The sequence below is a fragment of the Paenibacillus farraposensis genome (assembly GCF_020736845.1).
Classification (GTDB): domain Bacteria; phylum Bacillota; class Bacilli; order Paenibacillales; family Paenibacillaceae; genus Paenibacillus; species Paenibacillus farraposensis.
Genome location: NZ_JAFFQR010000042.1, coordinates 17,948 through 37,101, shown reverse-complemented (window position 1 = coordinate 37,101; position 19,154 = coordinate 17,948). Strand labels below are relative to the sequence as shown.

The 19,154-nt window shown below is 41.1% G+C and carries 14 protein-coding genes and 3 pseudogenes; 3 read left to right on the top strand and 14 right to left on the bottom strand.

The genetic code is table 11. The features are described 5' to 3' along the window. The 4 genes and pseudogenes from JO375_RS24970 to JO375_RS07395 form a co-directional block, all read right to left on the bottom strand. Window positions 1-116 (bottom strand): annotated as a pseudogene (locus tag JO375_RS24970) (IS200/IS605 family element RNA-guided endonuclease TnpB); the annotation flags it as partial. 242 nt (window positions 117-358) lie between these two features. Then, a complete protein-coding gene (locus tag JO375_RS07400) occupies window positions 359-817 on the bottom strand; it encodes a COG3415 family protein (RefSeq protein ID WP_229523848.1) in 459 nt (152 codons plus the stop codon). 96 nt (window positions 818-913) lie between these two features. Beyond that, window positions 914-978, bottom strand: a pseudogene (locus JO375_RS25215) (IS200/IS605 family transposase); the annotation flags it as partial. Window positions 979-1,179: 201 nt separating this feature from the next. Further along, window positions 1,180-2,469: a replication initiation protein gene (locus tag JO375_RS07395; protein WP_229523847.1), complete on the bottom strand. Its 1,290-nt coding sequence runs from the start codon at window positions 2,467-2,469 to the stop codon at window positions 1,180-1,182. A gap of 1,035 nt (window positions 2,470-3,504) precedes the next feature. Here JO375_RS07395 and JO375_RS07390 point away from each other — a divergent pair. After that, window positions 3,505-3,983, top strand: a pseudogene (locus JO375_RS07390) (IS30 family transposase); the annotation flags it as partial. A gap of 402 nt (window positions 3,984-4,385) precedes the next feature. Here the strand turns inward: JO375_RS07390 and JO375_RS07385 are convergent. The 9 genes from JO375_RS07385 to JO375_RS07345 form a co-directional block, all read right to left on the bottom strand. Next, window positions 4,386-4,811: a hypothetical protein gene (locus JO375_RS07385; RefSeq protein ID WP_229523846.1), complete on the bottom strand. Its 426-nt coding sequence runs from the start codon at window positions 4,809-4,811 to the stop codon at window positions 4,386-4,388. A gap of 15 nt (window positions 4,812-4,826) precedes the next feature. After that, window positions 4,827-6,572, bottom strand: coding sequence for a glucosaminidase domain-containing protein (locus tag JO375_RS07380; RefSeq protein WP_229523845.1), 1,746 nt, complete (start codon window positions 6,570-6,572; stop codon window positions 4,827-4,829). Window positions 6,573-6,593: 21 nt separating this feature from the next. After that, window positions 6,594-9,356 carry a CD3337/EF1877 family mobilome membrane protein gene (locus JO375_RS07375; protein WP_229523844.1) on the bottom strand — a complete coding sequence of 921 codons (2,763 nt, stop codon included), beginning with the start codon at window positions 9,354-9,356 and terminating at the stop codon, window positions 6,594-6,596. Next, window positions 9,349-11,961 (bottom strand): ATP-binding protein, encoded by a 2,613-nt coding sequence (locus JO375_RS07370; RefSeq protein WP_229523843.1) that lies wholly within the window; start codon window positions 11,959-11,961, stop codon window positions 9,349-9,351. The genes JO375_RS07375 and JO375_RS07370 overlap by 8 nt, the downstream gene beginning before the upstream one ends. 32 nt (window positions 11,962-11,993) lie before the next feature. Further along, window positions 11,994-12,395 (bottom strand): TcpE family conjugal transfer membrane protein, encoded by a 402-nt coding sequence (locus tag JO375_RS07365; protein WP_229523842.1) that lies wholly within the window; start codon window positions 12,393-12,395, stop codon window positions 11,994-11,996. Window positions 12,396-12,398: 3 nt separating this feature from the next. Continuing rightward, window positions 12,399-12,731 carry a hypothetical protein gene (locus tag JO375_RS07360; RefSeq protein WP_229523841.1) on the bottom strand — a complete coding sequence of 111 codons (333 nt, stop codon included), beginning with the start codon at window positions 12,729-12,731 and terminating at the stop codon, window positions 12,399-12,401. Window positions 12,732-12,750: 19 nt separating this feature from the next. Then, window positions 12,751-13,779 carry a conjugal transfer protein gene (locus JO375_RS07355; RefSeq protein ID WP_229523840.1) on the bottom strand — a complete coding sequence of 343 codons (1,029 nt, stop codon included), beginning with the start codon at window positions 13,777-13,779 and terminating at the stop codon, window positions 12,751-12,753. Window positions 13,780-13,798: 19 nt separating this feature from the next. Beyond that, a complete protein-coding gene (locus tag JO375_RS07350) occupies window positions 13,799-14,245 on the bottom strand; it encodes a hypothetical protein (RefSeq protein WP_229523839.1) in 447 nt (148 codons plus the stop codon). A 204-nt stretch (window positions 14,246-14,449) separates the two neighbouring features. Further along, a complete protein-coding gene (locus tag JO375_RS07345) occupies window positions 14,450-15,391 on the bottom strand; it encodes a replication-relaxation family protein (protein WP_229523838.1) in 942 nt (313 codons plus the stop codon). Window positions 15,392-16,137: 746 nt separating this feature from the next. Between JO375_RS07345 and JO375_RS07340 the strand changes: the two genes are divergently transcribed. Both JO375_RS07340 and JO375_RS07335 read left to right on the top strand, forming a co-directional pair. Continuing rightward, complete coding sequence (locus tag JO375_RS07340) at window positions 16,138-16,449, top strand: hypothetical protein (protein ID WP_229523837.1); 312 nt, start codon at window positions 16,138-16,140, stop codon at window positions 16,447-16,449. A gap of 12 nt (window positions 16,450-16,461) precedes the next feature. Next, on the top strand, window positions 16,462-17,802 hold the full coding sequence (locus tag JO375_RS07335; protein WP_229523836.1) for an FtsZ/tubulin family protein: 1,341 nt from the start codon (window positions 16,462-16,464) through the stop codon (window positions 17,800-17,802). A 208-nt stretch (window positions 17,803-18,010) separates the two neighbouring features. Here the strand turns inward: JO375_RS07335 and JO375_RS07330 are convergent, their stop codons facing one another. Then, entirely contained in the window at window positions 18,011-18,652 is a 642-nt protein-coding gene (locus tag JO375_RS07330; RefSeq protein ID WP_229523835.1) for a MerR family transcriptional regulator, read from the bottom strand. Window positions 18,653-19,154: the final 502 nt, after the last annotated feature.

Sequence of the window (19,154 nt, the reverse complement as noted above, 5' to 3'; positions counted from 1 at the left end):
AAATCGTTGCGGCAATTCGCTATCTTCTCATGAATGCGAGCGACTTGTAGCTTTGCTTTCTGCCAGTTCGTCCCTCCTTTGGTGCGGCGAGATCGTCGTCGTTGCCAAAACACCAATTGCTTTTCGTGGATTGGCAACTTCTTCACCTGTTGAGCAGACCGCAAAGGGTTTTTCCTCCATCAGCTGAAGGGATTGCTTGCTCTCGTACAAATGCTCCAGCTTCTCTTTACGTTTGGCAATCTGATTTCCGAATAACCGCTTGCTTTCTTCCTTGGGAATAGAGAAATACAGCCTCAGCATAAACGCATCCTTTTCTGTCTCCGGTAATTCTTTAGGGCTTAGCAGCCAGTCGGTCAGTTCACGGGTTCCCTTCGATGTGATACAGTACAACTAGCTTGGCTCCTGTAATAGAAGTACGATACTCGATTAATCCTTCCCCGGGCCTTCGGAACTTCACGGCAATCGCAACGATTTGCACGACTTGTTGCTCGGTGAAGGTGGGCGGTATGCCCGGTCGAGGCTCGTCGCGAAGAACCTGAATCACCGCCGCCTCTAGTTCTTCCGGATGTTCGTGCTCGATGAGACATAACCGGGGGTACTGGCACACCCAGCGTTCCCGCCATAGTGTGACTTGTGGGCAATCCAGAGGAAGTCGCCGACTGATCTCACTGTTACTGATCCCTTCCACGGATTCCAGCACGATTCGAGCACGCTTGGTCAAATATTGAGGCGTGCTTCGCCGCCGGATGAGTTGCTCCAACCAAAGACGTTGCCCTTCGCTCACTGCAATTTCTGTTTTTTTAGGACCTGTCAACATATGTCCCAACCCCTTTGTAAGAGTTCTCTTCTTACTATCTCTTACACATTTTGGGGACTATTGAACTGCAGGTATTATTCATCTCTTTTAGACGTTCGATATTTCAGCAGTAATTACTTTCCTGCGATACTTGATGACTAGAATCAAGTGGTATTCAGCAAGAACTCTGAATGGTTATTTGAGTCTAATTAAATTGTTTCCACAACCTTTCCTAAGATACGACTGAATGCTTCCATTATAGTATCTTAGGCTGTAAGAGTCAGTATTGATCAGACCGTTGCCATTCATCCCTCACTTTAGAAGATGGGGGAATTCTGACCTATTTGTCAAATCCATGCTCAGGGGGACCTCCAAGTCTAAGTTCATTCTGATTCAAGTTTTGGGGGCAGGGTTGAACGATCGCGCCTATAGTCTTCAAAAATAGACTTTGCTTTAGCGTCTTCAAAATCGTCTACCGTTAAGGGTTTGAAGTTCTTGACTTGTCTGGCCTTCTCAATCCGTTCGATCTCCTGCGTGACTCCTTTTACAAGGTTTTGTGTACCCACGGTCTCATTCACAATACCCTCTTCGATGCACCGATCCTTAAAGAATATCAGTTGGCGAATACGCTCATTCATATTGATGATGCTCGTTTCGGCATCCTGGTTGTCTTCGGGTTCAAACATCTTAAGAGCGTCAGCGTAATTTTCTTCTATTGCTTTAACAATGTATCCTGCCATATTGGATACTTCAGCGTTCCGTTTCTTTTCGTAAACATACTTAATGTTTTCACGAATTTGCTGTTCTCCATATTTCTTGATGAGAACGGTAGCCACTTTCTTTTTCACTTCAAATCTAGCCAGCAGTTGAATCGTATCTTCATGGTCTATAAAATCAGTGTCATTAATACCTGCAGGGTCAGTCTTTGCATTGGGAGAGATGTGGAAAATAATCTTCACCACTTTCGTCCCGTTCTTAATCTCCTCAAGTTTAAATTTGATATCTGTCTTCATTTCCAATTCGGCTTGAGAACCAAGCAGGATGCGATTTTTCAGATGGCTGTACCTACTATACTTTCCTTCTTCGATCTCTAGCTTCTCCCGTAGTTCCTCCAGGGTAAAGCTACGCTTACCCAATGGCAAGTATCGTTTGAGTAGCTTGTAGAGTTTGGAAGAATACGTGCTCTTCAGATACAGCACATTCCACAGCTTAAACTTGGTGAAATTCTGCTGAAGCTGAAGAAGATAGGGTTTTAGCATGGACGAAAACTCCAGCTCAATTGTACCTTTGCCATGATAATATCGGGCTGCTGCAAGCCAATGAGCTTGCAACGTAGAATTGAGATTTTGTTCGTGAATAATGACCTTCTTGTTCTGGAGGTTATCGAGTATCTCCCGGATCTGTTTGTAAAAGTCATTCGTTTTATGGGATATATTTAATACTTCTGCAATATCTCTAACTTTAAAAAAGTGAGTTTTAAAGTTAGTGTCGTCTGGATGAATGCGTGACGCCAATATGTATATGATGCGCTCTTCATAAAGCGTGAGATTAGTTCGAGCTTCTATGAGCGCATTGGACTCAGACACAATAAAATGGTCTGATATCGCATCTGGCTCAAAATCAAATTCCATTTGTTCTTCCGACATAGCAGCCATAAGCAGCTCCCTCTTCATGTTTGTTCTTAACATGATTGTACAGCACTTTTTGTAGATTATGTACTCAATACTCCTGTTTGTGTGGCCTTTGGAAACAAAAATTTAGGGGGAGATTGCTTTGTGGTGTTGCTTACTCTATCGATGTTTCTAAAGCAGAAGGCTGCTTATGCCCTTTAGCATAGGGGGGGTGAACAGAAAAACCTATGTGGGTCAGTCAGAATAAAGGTAGAACACATCAAAAGCCACATGATCAGGAGTATAGGGCTCAACGAAGTATATTTTAGACCCCCTCTACAACTAAATGCCACACAAATAGGAGTCAATTAATCTATATTAGAGAAAACATACCCCCTATACAGGCTAAAAGCCACAGCGACAGGAGTAAAATAACCGCTTAATGATCAATGATATGGTTAAAATGAATAGAAAGCACCCTGTAATCATGTGAAACTCCTATATTTGTGGCCATGGACTCTTCTTGATGTGGCACTTCACTCCTGTTCGTGTGGCCTGGATACTCCCACAGATGTGGCCACTAACTCCTGTCTATGTGGCTTTATACTCCTTTAGATGTGGCCGATATCCCTCTTAATCTATTGATTCTACTAAGAAGTTCCCTAGTTAAAACAAATAACATAATGAAACATAGATTAAATAAATAATAATAAATATATATAAAAATAGATGTATGGTTAATGGGATTAAGATTATCAATAATTTTGAACTCAGTGCTTACATGATGATCGAAGTAAGAGCAAGCCTGAGCCCTCAGTTACTCACATGCTTTAGACTTGTAGTAAAATATTATCGTAAGAAATTATATGATAAGCATGTGTCTTATATACTTCTATGTAGTGGACGGATTGTAATATGAAGTGCGACACCTACTGGAAATAAATAAACAAAGGGCCCATGGCCGGATTCGTGTAGAATGAAAGTTCTCACACCCCATTTACACAAGGAGAATCCACCATGAGCTACACTCATCTTAGCATAATTGAACGCAGCAAACTAGAAATCCTCCACCAGCAGGGGAAAAGTGCCAGAGATATTCGAGAAACGTTCGGTCATTGGGAACTGGATACCGTCGTCTCAGGCCGTGGAAAAAGCAAAGGCTGCGTGGCCACATTTGTGGAACGCAAAACCCGTCTGTACACCGCCATTCGGATGCCCGATCGTACCGCTTTGTCCATGGAGATCGCCTATGGTGTAGCTGCCTCCCAGTACCCTGCTGCTGCCTTCCAAACGGCAACCGCTGACCGTGGTAAAGAGTTTGCCTGCTATGGGAATTTGGAAGCCACTCATGAGATACAAATCTATTTCGCTGATCCGTATTCCTCCTGCCAACGGGGCTCCAATGAAAACGCAAATGGCTTGCTGCGAGAGTTCTTCCCCAAAGGTACGGATTTCGCCCAAATTACAGATGAAGCCTTGGAGAAAGCTCTCCCCTGATTAATCATAGACCCCGAAAATGTTTGGGGTGGAAAACCGCTCACGAATCCTTTTCAGAGGAGCTGTCGCACTTGGCTTGACTATCCGTCCGTATAAATAAAAAGTCACGATGCTGGACACATCATGATTTCAACATAGGCCAGTGGGTGACCACGGCGAGAGATTCAATCAACGACTGACTGAAAACCATTGGATTCTGGCCACCTACCTAATCCCGGTGGCTTTTCTTATTCTTACGCGCTTACTTCCAGCGTTACGTAAAGTATTCAGGCCAGTAACAATACCAACCACCTTCAACATTCCGTCTAAAAATTCACGTATCAATTCAAGAAGTGACAGAGCGACACCTACTTTCGGTTTCGCTACGCCCTGTCACTCCCACCGGTTACTTTGTGACTGTTCATGATATCATGTTTTCCGAAGTTCCTACCTATTCTTTTCTATCCAAAAAAAAGACGACCAATGGTCGCCTTAGTAATTTATTAAATCGTATCAAAATAAGAATGTAGAGCCTTATAAAGGGGCTCAGATGCCTGTTTATCCTTCATCAAAGCTAATCCTAGGGTAATCATAGCATCATCTTTTCCATGGACGATACGATCCCTTAAAACTTGAAGCAGCAGCTGATGCATAGGATCTCGGGTATCATTAATCTCATCATCCGCATTGTTCTCATAGATTCGGTTATTTTGAAAAAAGATGTTCTCATATCGATCTACTACCATATTTAATAGATCAAACTGTTTTCCCTCTGGTAACTGCTCAGGAAACAATAATGCTTGAAATAATTCGATATCATTCATAGGAGAACCAGCATCTTCAAACCATTTTTTTACACCTTTATAGGTCATCTCAAAGTTCATTAAAAAAAATAAATCCTGTGTAAGCATACTTTTAATAGTAAACATGCTGGATCACCCTCTCTAATCTGTATCCGTGCTAACATTTGCAACATATAGCTTTTTCTTTTTATCCATTTTTAACGTTACGGTTATAGCAGCTGGTTTAGATGCCAATTGAATTTCAGGAGCACGGGTCTCTTTCCCCGCGTACTGACTTAATTGTACCACATTATTATAATTCACCATATTAATGATGGGACGGCCATCATACTCCATCGGATACTTGTCTACTCCACCATCAGGAGATCGAACAATCCTCACGGCGCTATTACCATAATACTGAGCAACACCATATACCACTGTGATCGTATCAACCTGTAAATCTGCTAATGTATCTCCTGGTGAGATTTGCGAAGAAGATCCTCCCCCACCCTCTCCGCTCGGTAGATTAATACCACCTGTATCAACGTAAGGCTTGCCGGTAGCTGGATCAATACCTCCATTATCAAAAATAGTGAGATTTTGATCTCTCATCAAAGCCGTTGTATCATGCTCATATTTTAGGTTAGTAGCATATCCAGCTCTAGCAATACCTCTAATCATGTCATACGGATTCTTCTGAGATAATGCCGTCTTATACCTACTATTTTGTAGAAGAAAATTAGAATGATCGATAATGGACTCGTCAAAACTACTATACGAACGAAATGGAGCCACTACTTTATTAATCTTCCCATTCTTTTCTTGCTCCGTTGTTTTCCCCTTACAAACAGGTCCTCGCCAGCGACTATCTGCTTTAATCCCGTACAAGTTATTACAAATATTATGGGCACCAAAAGATGACTCTACTCCAGCTTGTGCAAGTGTGACACTGGCAAAAATCCCTGTTCTTTTCTGTTCCTGAATAGCCAGGGAAGCATACCTCTGAATAAAGGGATGCATCTTAGCTATACCCGGCACATTCGGAGGGGGAAGGTCTGGAATATAAGGAACACTAGAAGACGTTCCCCCCTCAGCAGACGACCCGCTGCTGCCACTTCCCCCGCTCCCCGCCTGGTCCCCTATGATAACCTGATTTACATATAACATCTTAGGGGATTCATAGTTGCGAGCGTCTGAGCTGGCTGGCAACGTAATGGGAACATTTTGGGACATCGCTTCTTTCGTAGATATATCCAATATTTCAGATATGGTATTAATATACGGAACTGGGTTAACCGCTTTTTTCCCATCGGGAATCGTTTCAAAATGCAAATGGGCTCCTGTGGATCTCCCTGTATTACCGGATAAACCAATAATTTGTCCAGCTTCTACGGTATCGCCTGGATTTACAAACACTTGGCTAAGATGGAGATACCGCGTCTTTAGATTTAACTGGGGATCCGGATTCGAAATCACTACAAATACACCAGCATTTTGGGTAGAAGCTGGGTCGCTGGGCATGGGGAATTTTACGGTCTCCACTGTACCAGCGGTTGAGCTTTGAACGGGGGTTCCTTCTGGGACTCCAATATCAATACCCGAATGTAATGTCTTCTTTTTAGTAATCGGGTGTGTACGATACCCATAAGGGCTTGTAATGTGCTTTTTCAAACCCTGAACATAGATTTGGGGCGGCAGTATTTTTTGAGAAACAAAAGAATCTTCGGTCTGGTTGGATACTAAAATACTGACTACTATGATGATGGCCAACAAGACTAGAATTAAAAAGGCAATCACGGCTGCAATGAGTAACGTCGTAAATTTAAACTTCTTCTTTACGTAAGAATGTATAGCTTTTTTGACCAGTGTTGAGGCTATCTGTTTTGAATTAAACCTGGAAGCCATCGGAATCTTAACCTCCTGTCGCTAATCCTTCTTAGCCGAGGTCGATTTTCCACGAGCTTCAACCGCACGCTTTTTGATACTGTTCGCCACATTGATATTGGCATCCGATACTTCAGCGACCTTGCTGGCTTTATTCATAATCGTCAGACTTTTCTTTTCCGTACTTAGAGCTTCAGTAATCTCCGTAGACATCTTGTTTTTAATTTTGAATGCCTGCTCCATTTGTACTTGTTTGGTATTTACCACTTTCAATTTTTCGTTGGTACCCTCCTCTGCCATCAACCGTCTGATTTCTGCAGACTTCTCACGCATGGCGGATTGGAGTTTTGTATCCTTGATCTTGACTTTGCTCATATCCATGCGTGTATTTAATTCAGGAGCAATATGTGCTCGGTAAGGAATCTTCACCGTATCCACTTTCGATCCAGCAGCCTGCCGGATGATTTGCTCTCTGGCTTTTGATTGCAGTGGACCTTTGATGGATACAGGTTTGACTGCTGCAGGTGTGGTCGAAAGACTAGCCGATCTCGTCATCGTTTTCAGAGATTCATTCGCTTCCAACAATTTCGTTTGCTGCTTTGAGAATTCAGGCATACCAGAAAAATGAGAGATAATAGACGCACGTTTCAATGGATTCGACATCGCGGTTTTGATTTGGTACGCATTGTGTAAACCAGCAGTTTTAAACCGCAAATTCATATCCTGAACGAATGGAGTTTGTTGAACACGCTCACCGGTCTTCCGGGCTTGTAGTACACTATCACGCTGATCCTGCTTGTATCTCTTGTACAGCTGCATCATGGCAAAATCGTCCATGTTGGCTTTAAGTTTCGGATTTCCTTGCAGCTTTTTAGCATTCTTTATCTGCTGGGAGGCTTCTTGAGGGCGGTCTTTAAAAAAGGCACCTGTCTGCCGGATCGCACTCTCATTGGCATACATGACGGATGCGACCTGCTGATCATTCATCCCGGGATGGATACCTCTCGTAAGAATAGCGTCTTTCATATTGCCCTTGCCCGATTTAATGGAAGCCAGACGGTCTTTTTCGGTTTTCCATTCTTTATCCAATCCACGAAAAGGATTCTTCATCCCATTCTCCAAGTTTTCATTTACCTTGCTGACAAAAGGCGTATATTGTACAGGATCACCGCTACTGGCAGCTACATCTTCAGCTGCGGTCTTTTCGTTATGATACCGCAGGGACATACTAGCTGCTGTTGCATCATCTAAACTCTTATTGGCATTGTTTAGCGACAGCGGGTTAAACTTACGGGGTATACCAACTTTATTAGCCCCTTTGTTTCCCCCAAATATTGTAGAAACGGCTTTACCTACGGTACGGTCATAAATGTCATCACTCAATTTCCGTTTAAAGGAATAAGCAAGAACAGATGGCTTTCTTTGTGGTACCTGAATACCGCCCCCACTCCCAGGATTAACTTTTCGAACCAAAAAGCCAGCAATATCTTTTCTAAAATAAAAGCCAGCTAAAATGGTGATTGTTTCAATGACGAGTGAGACGAACCAACTGCTTGTTATATTGTGTACGACGGTAAAGACAGCGTGCCCTAAGACCAAAGAAATATCTAAAAATAGCAACCCCATAACGGCAGTTAATAGGGAACCGATTAATTTAGTAAATTGGGGCTGTAATGCAGGAACGCCGCCGCCTCTACCCGGGAGTAAAGCTGCAAAAAGAGTAAAGGACATCATAGCCGACTGATACAAAGCTTTGAGTCTGCCAAGAATACTGAAAAAAGCAAAATAGGAAAAACATATTAAAATGATAAGCGATAAAATACCATTCATAATGACGATGCCAAACTTGGAGAGCGTCCGCGATTTCGCAACGTGAGGGTAATTAACTTCAGCATCTTTTAAAGCTTTCGTACGATCTTCACTATCGGGTTCTGTATTTAGCACTTTTTTTAGCGTAGTAGGATCCACATTCATCGAATCGAACTGCATCATTTGGTAAGGGCGATCTACAACTTCAGTCCATAATTGCCGTGAGAACCCAGATACTCCCCCTTTTCCATTATTGGACGAGTTATTTCCGACGCCAGTTCCTGGATTGGTTGAATTAGACGAAAACGTGATATAAAAAGAGTTATTAAGATCCTGTCCAAAGGAGTTTACACCTTTAAGAAAAGGTCCTAGATTGGTGAAGAATGCCAAGATAATAGCAAGTGCGATTAAGAAGGATGCAATCGAAGACATCCCATCCAAAAACCGACCTTTGATCATGAGATACAGGATATAAACGATCGTTATTTGAATAAATACGCCTATAAAGTCTCCCCATAATCCGTCTCCCCAACTACCAAAACGAATCCCGGTGAGATTCTGTACAAGTTCAACAACAACGTCCACGATGAGATTGAAGTATCGGAATTCAAATGCTTCCTGAGCAATAAAGATAAAAAATTTGGTCGTGTAAATCGTGATCATGAGGCAACCACTGACCGCAAAATCCCAAATCGCATTCATGGAGTCTTGAGCCTTTTCTTCGATTTCTAATGCTCCGCGGTCTGGATTAACCGTCTTCACCTGATAATGAGAAGCGGGCTGGTTATAATTTGCTGAGCTGTCTCCATCGTTGGGGATCAGATCATCAATAATGTCATGAGTGGTATCTAAACCCGTGGGAGTCGCCTTCAGGGTCGGGATCAGATTATCAATAATGTCGGCATGAGCAACAGAAGATGATGATAGCGCAAGGAATGTAAAAAGTATAAGGACCAAAAGGCGAGAAAACCGCTTCAAATGTCCAAACTTATTCATACGTTACACCTTCCATTTGCTCCACGTGCTGCTGGAAAGCTTGAAGAATACCAAACTCCCCCATATCCTCTTGTGTAAGTTCCGATTCTGCTGGAGGGCGGGTATCAAATGCTTCTTCCAGATGTGTAAAGACCAAATCTACATCCAAAATACCAATGCGCCCCTTCACATCTTGCATCAGGCATTGTCCATCATTAAGATTACGGATCATATCAATATTGGTTTGGATATGTTCAAGTCCAAATAGACTAAGTGTATTCTTAATCTTTTCGGTATCCTCATCTCGGAATGCAAACTTAATTCCGATGTTACCAGCCATGTCGCCGGCTACGTCGGTAGCATTCTGTGTAATAAAGATAGCCCCACCATTCAAGCTTCGTCCGGTCCGTACGACCTTGTTTCCAATCGCTTTTCCGGCATGGTTCGATAAGATGGACCATGCTTCATCGAACGTTACATATTTAAAGATTCCACGGTCGTGGTAGATGAATTTTTCAGCAAAGCGAGCTACAGCGAACATGATGCCCACGCTCATCTTTTCGCCTAGTGAATAATTTTCGGTGCGTGTCTCCGGATCTGGAAGCTGCAAATTAGCAACCTGCAAAATATTAAAGACACAATCCAGGTTCATTGTTTTCTCCTCACCCGTACCAAATAACAACTTGGCAAAGGAAAGGGTCATAAAACTCTCTAAAATCTCGGCTACAAGGGTAGCCTCTGGTTTGTTATCTTTACCAATTTTTAAGAGTTCGGTTATACATTTCGCTAAGTAGGGATTTGGCTCATCGGCGACTGTTTGTACAGCACGTGAAATATAACTATATTGCACCGTGTTTGTACCCGTAGATGACAGGTAAGATAGAATCTCAACCGCTGCTTCCTTAGCCGTTTCAATATCCTTGAGCATAATGAAAGGGTCCAACTTCCCTTGATCTTCCAGGTCGGAAGATAAGGTGGTCACCTGAATTTGCCCAGCTTCTGTAAGTTCAGAAAGGTGTAAGGGCCATTTGCTTCGCTCATTTTTAGGATCGAGGATAAGCACTTTTCCTCCAGTGACGGTCCCACAAATGTATGACAGTAGATTACCTAATACTGATTTCCCCCCACCTAGCGTACCTACAATTACAATACTTGGACTCCGATTGATTTTACTGGGGTGCCCGGGGTCCATATAAACCGGGCGGGCCAAGTCCCCAGTGGTGCCGATGTATGTACCCTGCTCATCACCAAGTTCCTGTGATGCACCAATCATACTTGCAGCAAGCGTCTCGGGCGGTATTCGCTGGATGTAATCTGTCACGTACAACGGCGAACCAGGAATAAAATCATTAAAGAGCAGCCATTGATCACCAGCAGGCTGTGCTACTTGGATATTTCCTGCGTCTTTGAAATGATCCTGAAGGATTTTGGCGTTACTTTTCAAGACATTCAGATCCGTATGATAGAGTCCGAAGGTGACATGCGTCAGAAAGGTAGGATTTTTACTCTTCTTGTAATCCGCTTCTAGGAAGTGAGCACTGGCATGTTTATCCGCCAAGTCTTCAGGTACGGTAGCCTGAGCTTCGTTGATATTTTTGATTTGGTTTTCGATCTCCATTTTCTTACGTTTAACTTTTGTTAAGGCTTCTCGCGGTTCAAGCACATCTACCTTGATACTCATTTGGATAGGGAATGGTAGTAAGGCAGCGGAATATAGCCACTCGTTATCAGGCATCTCCAACTCGTCCGGTAATTCGGACACCGTTAAGTATGTATGATGAATGGTCTTATCTTCTCCATCAAGAGGTTGAGTCAATGTAATGCGACGTGGATGTTTGGCATTAATCTCAGCTTCGGTTAGAGTAAGCACTTGCCGCGAATCATACATCAGAGTTTCTAAACGATTTCGAATGCCTTTTTTCTTTTTCGGAGACCATGCTTTCGTTTTAGTGGAACGTAATTCAGGATCAGCAATCCCTAACCAGAAGTTGCGTTTAATAAGCCATTCGGTGGTTCGTTCCGTCCCCCGGATTAATTTGATTTTGCGACTGATCCGACTATAGATTTGTTTTTCTTTGGTCAAGTAAGCTTGAAATTCATGCTCATATATTTCAGGAGCATTCAACCCTGTGAACTTTTCGATGATTTGTTTAGGGCGGGCTATGATTCGTTTTACTTCTGTATAGATCCCCTCTATTTGATCAACTAGGTCACTGCTTTCACTTTTAGAGAGATAAACGATGACATAAGCTTTGTATTTGACGTTGTTCGCATTAATGCCTGAATTATAGATCGAATTTAAGTAGTCCTCGTGAAAATCCACAACCTGTTTCGCCCAATCCCGCAGCGGACCGGATAGTCGTTGTCTCAAGCGTTCATGGTGCTCAGAGATATCATGGATTTCAGGCAGCCACAGCAAATGAAATTTATCACTGAACACACTCAATAGGGATGAGAGTGAAAATAATTTGTCAAGCTTTCGCCGATCACTGAGATGATCATATACAAAAGGGCTCAATTCATAGACTGCCCAGGCTTCATGGTTATGGGTAAAGATAAGATTCTGTTCAAAATAAGCAATCGGAAATTCTACATTGATTCGCTGTGGTTTTTTTGATAAATCCAAAGCTGGTTAACCTCCTTAAAAGAGAGCGCCGCTTACATGCGCTCTCTATGGGTACGATACATAATTTTACTTTTGTAAACATAATGATTGTTGTATTGCATCTTCTGGTAACGGCGGAGTACCTTGTTCCGCATTAAGAAATACACCATGCTCATGAGCCATTTGTGTGGAGGTTTGCCATCCAACTTTTGTTTGGCAATGAACCAAGTCAGTAATGAAGGGAACACCACGTATGTATATCCCCCAGGAATGAAAGGTAACAATTTACCAATAAAGAAAAAAACCATAAAGCACACAAGTGCTATACTGGCTATGCGCATGTTGAGGGGGAAAATGAGTTTTTTTCCCTCGACTGCATACAGTACTAAATCGAAATTCCAAATTTTTGAGTAGTTTTGACAGATAAACCTTGGTTTTTCGCTTGGTTTATCCATAAGCTAGTTACCACCAAAAATAGCTTTCATGATCGTTGTACTCAACTGTTTAACCATTTCCCAATTCGAAAAGTATCCGAGAAGAAGACTAATGCCAATAAAACTAAACATTTTTGGCCAATCACGTTTAATAAAGAAATAAGCAGACACCGCAAGTACAATACCCGGGATAACTGGATTAATATTTCCTGAGAGCTCTTTTCCTAAATTTTCACCGACTTTAATTTTAGTGTCAGTGTCAGCGTAAATAGGGGTTGTCCAAAATGCACTGATTGCGAGCGATGTAAGCATAGTGCGAAGACCTAATTTTTTCTTTTTCTTCTTGTCTTTGTTCATGTATAGCTTCCTTTCAATTTTACTGAATTGAAGAATCTCCAATGGAGGTAACATACATCTCACTCCCTTTGGATGCTACTTTTAAGATCCAGTCATTTTTGAAATTTTCTCCTGAAGCACTTTTGACAGATACCGTTGCATAAACGGTATAGTGCCCTTCAGCATCATTTTGAGCTTGTCTTAACGTCAAGGTCTCTACCTTTTGAAAGGAGTAGTTAACCTTTTGATAAGTAGCTGCTGGTTTGCTGCCTTCAGCATAGAAATATTTGAGTTCGTCAGATTTGTTTTTGAAGATTGCCGTTAGAGCACTCGTCGTTATTTTTCTTGCACTATCAATAAGCGTTTGATCGGTTACGACTTGTCCCAAATCGACAGTTGGGGCGGTCGCCTTCTCCTCCTCACCAATAAATCGAGGATAGTTTTGAACAACATACTTATTACCGACAACCGTAACGGGAACCACCATATTTGTTTTGATAATAGAATTGTCTTTATCCAAAGGGTTAGGTGTTAAACTCAAGTCAGCTGAGTTGCTCTCTGGACTTTCCTGTTTCGGTAAATGAATCTGTCTGCGAACGACAACTGTAATTTCGGCTAACGATTTATTAATCCAACGCGCATCACTTACCTCAGCGGTTAAAACATCGCTCTGCCCCTTCGTTGAATAAGCATCCAGGCCAGCGTCAGCATCAATGCTGGTAATGAATTGAGCGAGCCGATTACTACGACCGTTAATGTAGTTGCTATCCCAGGTAAAGTATTCTGTTGCAAATTCAGCAGCGAATCCCTTGGCGCCGGTGGGCACCTCTTGTATCTGACTTCCGTAGTTATTCACTTGCTGAATGACTTTTGGCCCCGTCACCATAGAGGCAATCCCCCTACAAACTAAGTAAGCAACAAAAATCCATAGAAGATAGCGAAGAATCTTCATACCTCCCATTTGGCGGGGGGCCCTTTCTTTAATTTTCTTTTTGGAAGCTGCTGGTTGATTGGAGTTTGGTACCTCCCCCTCTTCAGTAGCTGCTTGTTTCTTGAAACGCTTAAACATGATATTTACACCTACCTACCTACTGTTTTGAATCCTTTTTAGATCTGCTGCCTCCCAGGGAACCGAGAATGAAAATAACGACTACGGAAAAGATGACAAGATGCTTCGTATCAAATGCGAGTAGCCAATTCCACGCATTTGTTATCCCAGCCCAAAGAGACGGTATCCGATTGGTTATACTGTCGGAAACCGTGTCAATAATGCCGCTGATCTTCTGGTGGGTTTCACTCTGTTTAAGCGGTACCTGGGAAGACTGGCTATGATTTGCACTATCATTCGGTATTTCATTCTGTTTAGTAATGACCTTGCTATCATCCTTGCTTGGCAATTGATGTTGTGATGCCACTGGCTCGGTTGTAGTCGGAGCAGTGTTATTTTGCTCCGGTTGTCTCAGCAGGAAAACAGAAGTGATCAATACAGTGACGACACCGAAAGAGGCAAGCATAATTTTTCTCTGTTTATTCAAATAGTTAACACCCCCTTTCTATCTAATCGATTGGAAAATATATAGATAAAATGAAATGCTTAATTACGATTACTAATCGATTGGATAATTGAAACTCAAAAAAACAATAAACAACGACCATGTCGTTATCTAATCGATTAGTTAATTGATAGTTGTATATTATCATAAAATAACGCATTGCATACATGAATTTTTGCATAAAATTTATGGCTGCTTTTTCATGTCAGAAAAACGAATTAAAATATCCTCCATATTTTTACTCACGATAACTCGGGGGGATTTCTGAAATATTTTATCAGCTGCACTTTGTATATTGGACAGCCTGGTTTCGAATCTAGCTGTAGGGATGACTATAGCTATGTACCCTTCTCTTATATACTCGTTGGTCGATAATCTCATGACATCAAAATACCTTTTTAATTTGTTATGGATAGAGACCTGATCCGATTGTAGTGGTGATCTATACACCGGTTCTGTTGATCGATCTAGTTCAATAAAAAAAAACTGGTCCTCTAAACGAAGAATAGCATCCGGACGCACAATCATGGTTTCATTATCAGCAGCTATAGTTTCACTTGGGTACCAATCCCAGTGATCAAATTGCTTGAGATCTTTAAAAATGTCGTACTTAAGATTTAAGTATAATTTCGCAATCTCCCAGAAGTGATCTTTCTTAACCCTCTCCATATCTACTTCGTTCTTAGACAGTTTGGCTTCATCTGGAATGTCGAGTCTCTTCTCAACGATCCGTAACCCTCGGAAAGATAAATACAACCATGAAATACCACGAAGCGTTTTTCTCACATGATTGGGTTTGCTTAACGAATCCGGAACCATGCTGCTTGTTTCAATAAGTCCCCTACTCTTTAGCTTTCTTATCATACGGTCCATTTTATCCGATAGTCGTTTTTTATTTTTCTCCTCAAGTTGTTTTTGTGTAAGTTCATCAGAAACAGCGTAGTGTTTGTAAAATTGTTCTGGGCTTTCGTTGAAGTAGATATCGATCATGTAGTCTTTCTTCATGCATCGGCATTTGTATAAATCAACTAAAAAAGTCCAATCCATTTCGGTGAGAAGGTCTATCGTTTCCCCTAGCGTGTATTCATTTAACTTCTCAATCCCATCACGATTGGTACTATTTTTCATCGTCTTTGTTCCTCCTTAATTCACTCTAACATTCTTAATGTTTGATTTTTATACCGTTGTTTCAAAAGGAAACTTTTACGGTATTAGTCGCGATTTTAGAATTTTTCAAACCCCTTGATACACAAGGATAAATTCGGATTAAGTTCACTTTTTACGCGGAAGTATAGATTGAGGTTAAAACAACGGTATAAATGCAGGTATAAATGTAGCTCAATATTAGGTAAAAATGCAAGTATAAACTGAGGTATAAATGGAGTCTAACGTAGGTTAAAACGCAGTTTGTTTTCCCTCTGTTTAGGCCTGAGCTGAGAACACGATTAACGGGATAAAAGGCAGTTCTCTGTATCAATTGGGATCTCAGTTAATTCGTAAAATGTACAGTCAGAAATGGACATTGCGGATAAAAAAAGAAGCTGCTTTTTAGATGCGGTTTAAGAACAGTTTTCATTGAACTGCATGACCAATACCTTTATAAAAACGTATATTGATTGCATGTTATGTTCATCTTTTGAACCTAATAGGCACTAAAGTGATCTAAATATTCTCAAAACTCATCTTTCAGCACTGGAAGGGTTCCCCACTTCTTGACAGTAGCCTTGAATTTGAGGATAATTGGATTATTGTACCGTTACGGGACAATAATTTATATTGAAAAAGCCTTGATATACATAGATATTTCAATATAGTGTCTCGTAACGAGCCGTGAAATCAAAAATTAACGGACCGTTAATTTAAGGAGGACTGAAATGGAGGCGAATCATGCAATATATTCAGATGAATTGCTGGAGCTGATCACAGGACGACTCTCAAGAGAGATGAAGGAAGTCTTTGGTACCATTTGGAATAGTAGAAATTCGGATGGGGTTAGCTGGTCTGAACTACTTGAGATTCATAAAAACCGAAAACTCATGGAAAAGGCGCTGATTGCTCTTGAGGTTTCTGGATTTATTGAAGTAGATAGCAATAATACAGATAAACGAAAGAAACACTACGTACCTGATAAAATTAGGGGAAAACAATTGGCCAAATTTCTTGCAGCTAAATTTGAAAGTGAATAGGAGGAAAATTAAATGGAAATGGAAATTGAACACAGAAAACTAGGATTCATCAAATTAGAGGGTTTTGTTGCACATAAGGATATTAGTGAGCGAAAAATGAAGTATTGCTTTATTTGCGTGGGTCAATATGGAGGCCGCCAAGGGGATGAGTTAGCTAGATTAGGATATTCCGTATTCGCAATAAATACATCGGATTCTGATCTGGCTGATTTGAAGCAGATTCCTGAAGACCGAATAATTAAACTTGAAGGTTTTGAGGGAGCTGCTAAAGATATTAAACGCGGACAGGATGCTATCCGCCAAAACAGAGACCAAATCATTGATATTACCAATCACCCGGATGTCCTTGAAGCAGATCATGTATTTGTTATAGGTGGCATGGGTGGCGGAACTGGTAATGTAGCAACTCCAATGATTTGTGCTGCGCTAGCTAAAGTCAGAAAACCCTTTAATGGCAAACCTTCATTTGGAGCTATTATATCAGTACCGGCTTCATGGGAGAAAAGAGGTATTAAGAAAAACGCTCGTTGGGGACTTGCCCATCTACAAGATTTGGTGAATAAAGAGGTTATTGGAGCTATTTTAGTTGTAGATAATGACAAACTGTACAATCTGACACAGAGTGTATTTAGCGATACAAATACCTCATTAACTTGGATGGATTATGGAAATAGCGAGTTAACTTCCTTACTGGCCGAAGTATCAATACTAACCTCTATTCCTTCTTCTAAAACATTTGATCTTGATGAATGGCGCGATGTTTTAAGTACGCCTGGATATCTTTCACTGGGGAAAATTACGATCCAAACTAGTGAGGAAATAGAAAATAAAAAAATATTTAAAGAAGCGTTCACTAACTCCCCTACTGCTAGCGATTATGACTATGATTTGGATTCGGTAAACGGATTTATGGCTGTAGTACATCCTAGAAATGAGATTATCACTGATTCAAGCTTTAAACAGCTGGAAGAACAGTTTGGTGAATTTGTAGAGAATGCTGAAAAACCCCACTCCGGCTTAATCGAAAATAACAACTGGGGAATGGTTACGAGCAGAACTAGAAAACCATCAGAAGATAAGAAGAAGGCTATTATATATACAGGAGCTGTAAGTACGAATTTGCCTGAACGGATCAGTCGTATGTTAGTAGAAATCACTGAAGAAGAAGAAAAACTAGAGAAGAAAAAAGCTGAGCGTGGCGATAAAAACATGTTAGACCTCTCCTCTTTTAAAAAAGTTGAAGAGAAAACAGTTCGCAAAGACATAAGTTTAGATAGTGAATTAGATATACTCTCTGGGAAAAAAGACTCTAAAAATATTATTGAAGATTTTGATGAAGATCTCATATTTTAATCAAAGATTAACCCAAGCTTGAAGCCCTTTAAGGGCTTCTTTTTTTACTATGATCAAACTTATTATACTGTACCGTAACGGTCCGCGAAAATAAATTAACGGTCCGTTAATAAAGCCAAGTAAATCAAGGGTTTCGCAATTTAGTGTATCGTAACGGTCCGTGAAAATTTGATGAGAAATGAATAAAAAAGCACTCGAATATGAGTGCTTATCGGCCAAATAATCTTTTGAAAAATCCCTTGTTACGTTCCTCTTGGATTGCCTTGGTTAATTCTCGATTTGAAGCTATCCATTCATCTACTTGATTCATTCTTTTTTCAAGTAATTCATTCGTTTTTTCTTCTTGCTTCTCGAGAATTTCCTTCACTCTCTCTTCTACCTGGAGAGTGATCCCTTCTGCCATCTTTCGTTCAGACTCTTCTAGTCTCTTCTCTGTATCAGAAACAAGTTTTAGCTGGGATTCAGTTACGAGTTTCTCCATTAACTGTAGGAAACGATCGCTAACCATAAGGTTTTGGATATCAACTTCAGTAAAATTGGGGTGTCTACCCGATGGTTCTAGTTTATCAGACTTGCGGCATAGCAGCCCTATCTCCTCATGATCCCTTATGAAATAGGCCATATCCGTAGTTGTAACCCTTCTACTACCGTAGCCATCTTTATATTGTTTCATAAATTGAAAGATTGCGATGTCATTCTCATCAAACATACGCTCTCCGCGATTGGATCTTTCTAAATAATGCACTCCATTGTCCTCAAGGTTATTAGCCCAGTCACGTAGTGTAGTAGCAGCGACATCTAAACGCTTTGCTACTGCTCCTAAAGTTAAATAATTAACCTCAATCCCCATAAAAACCACCTCCTCTACTCTATTTGCCTGCTATTATTCTAACTGATCGTAGGCTATGTGTGCAATATCCTATGTCGTAGCTCGTTTAAGCGTAGCCTACTCGTAGACCGCCGTACATCATAGATCGAACTTGCCTAAGCTACGAATAAAATCATCAGAAATTATAGACGTCCAGGTGTGGAATTACCAAGCCATAGCATGAATCACGAGAAAAACTCAAAATATAGCGATGTGATGGTGTTCGTAGCTGTCTTATAGGCTATGGAATGAGGCTACGAGTTCCTCGTCATATGTCGTAGTTCGTATATTTGCAACCTATGGATAGGCCGCTATATGTCGCAGTTCATATGTTCATAGTCTACTCGTAGACCGCTATACATCATAGTTCACCTAATTATAGACTACGAGTAGGCCGCTATATGTCGTAAATCACTAAGATGTAGCCTACGGATAGGTCGCTGTACGTCGTAGATCGTATAAATATAGCCTACGGATAGGGTGC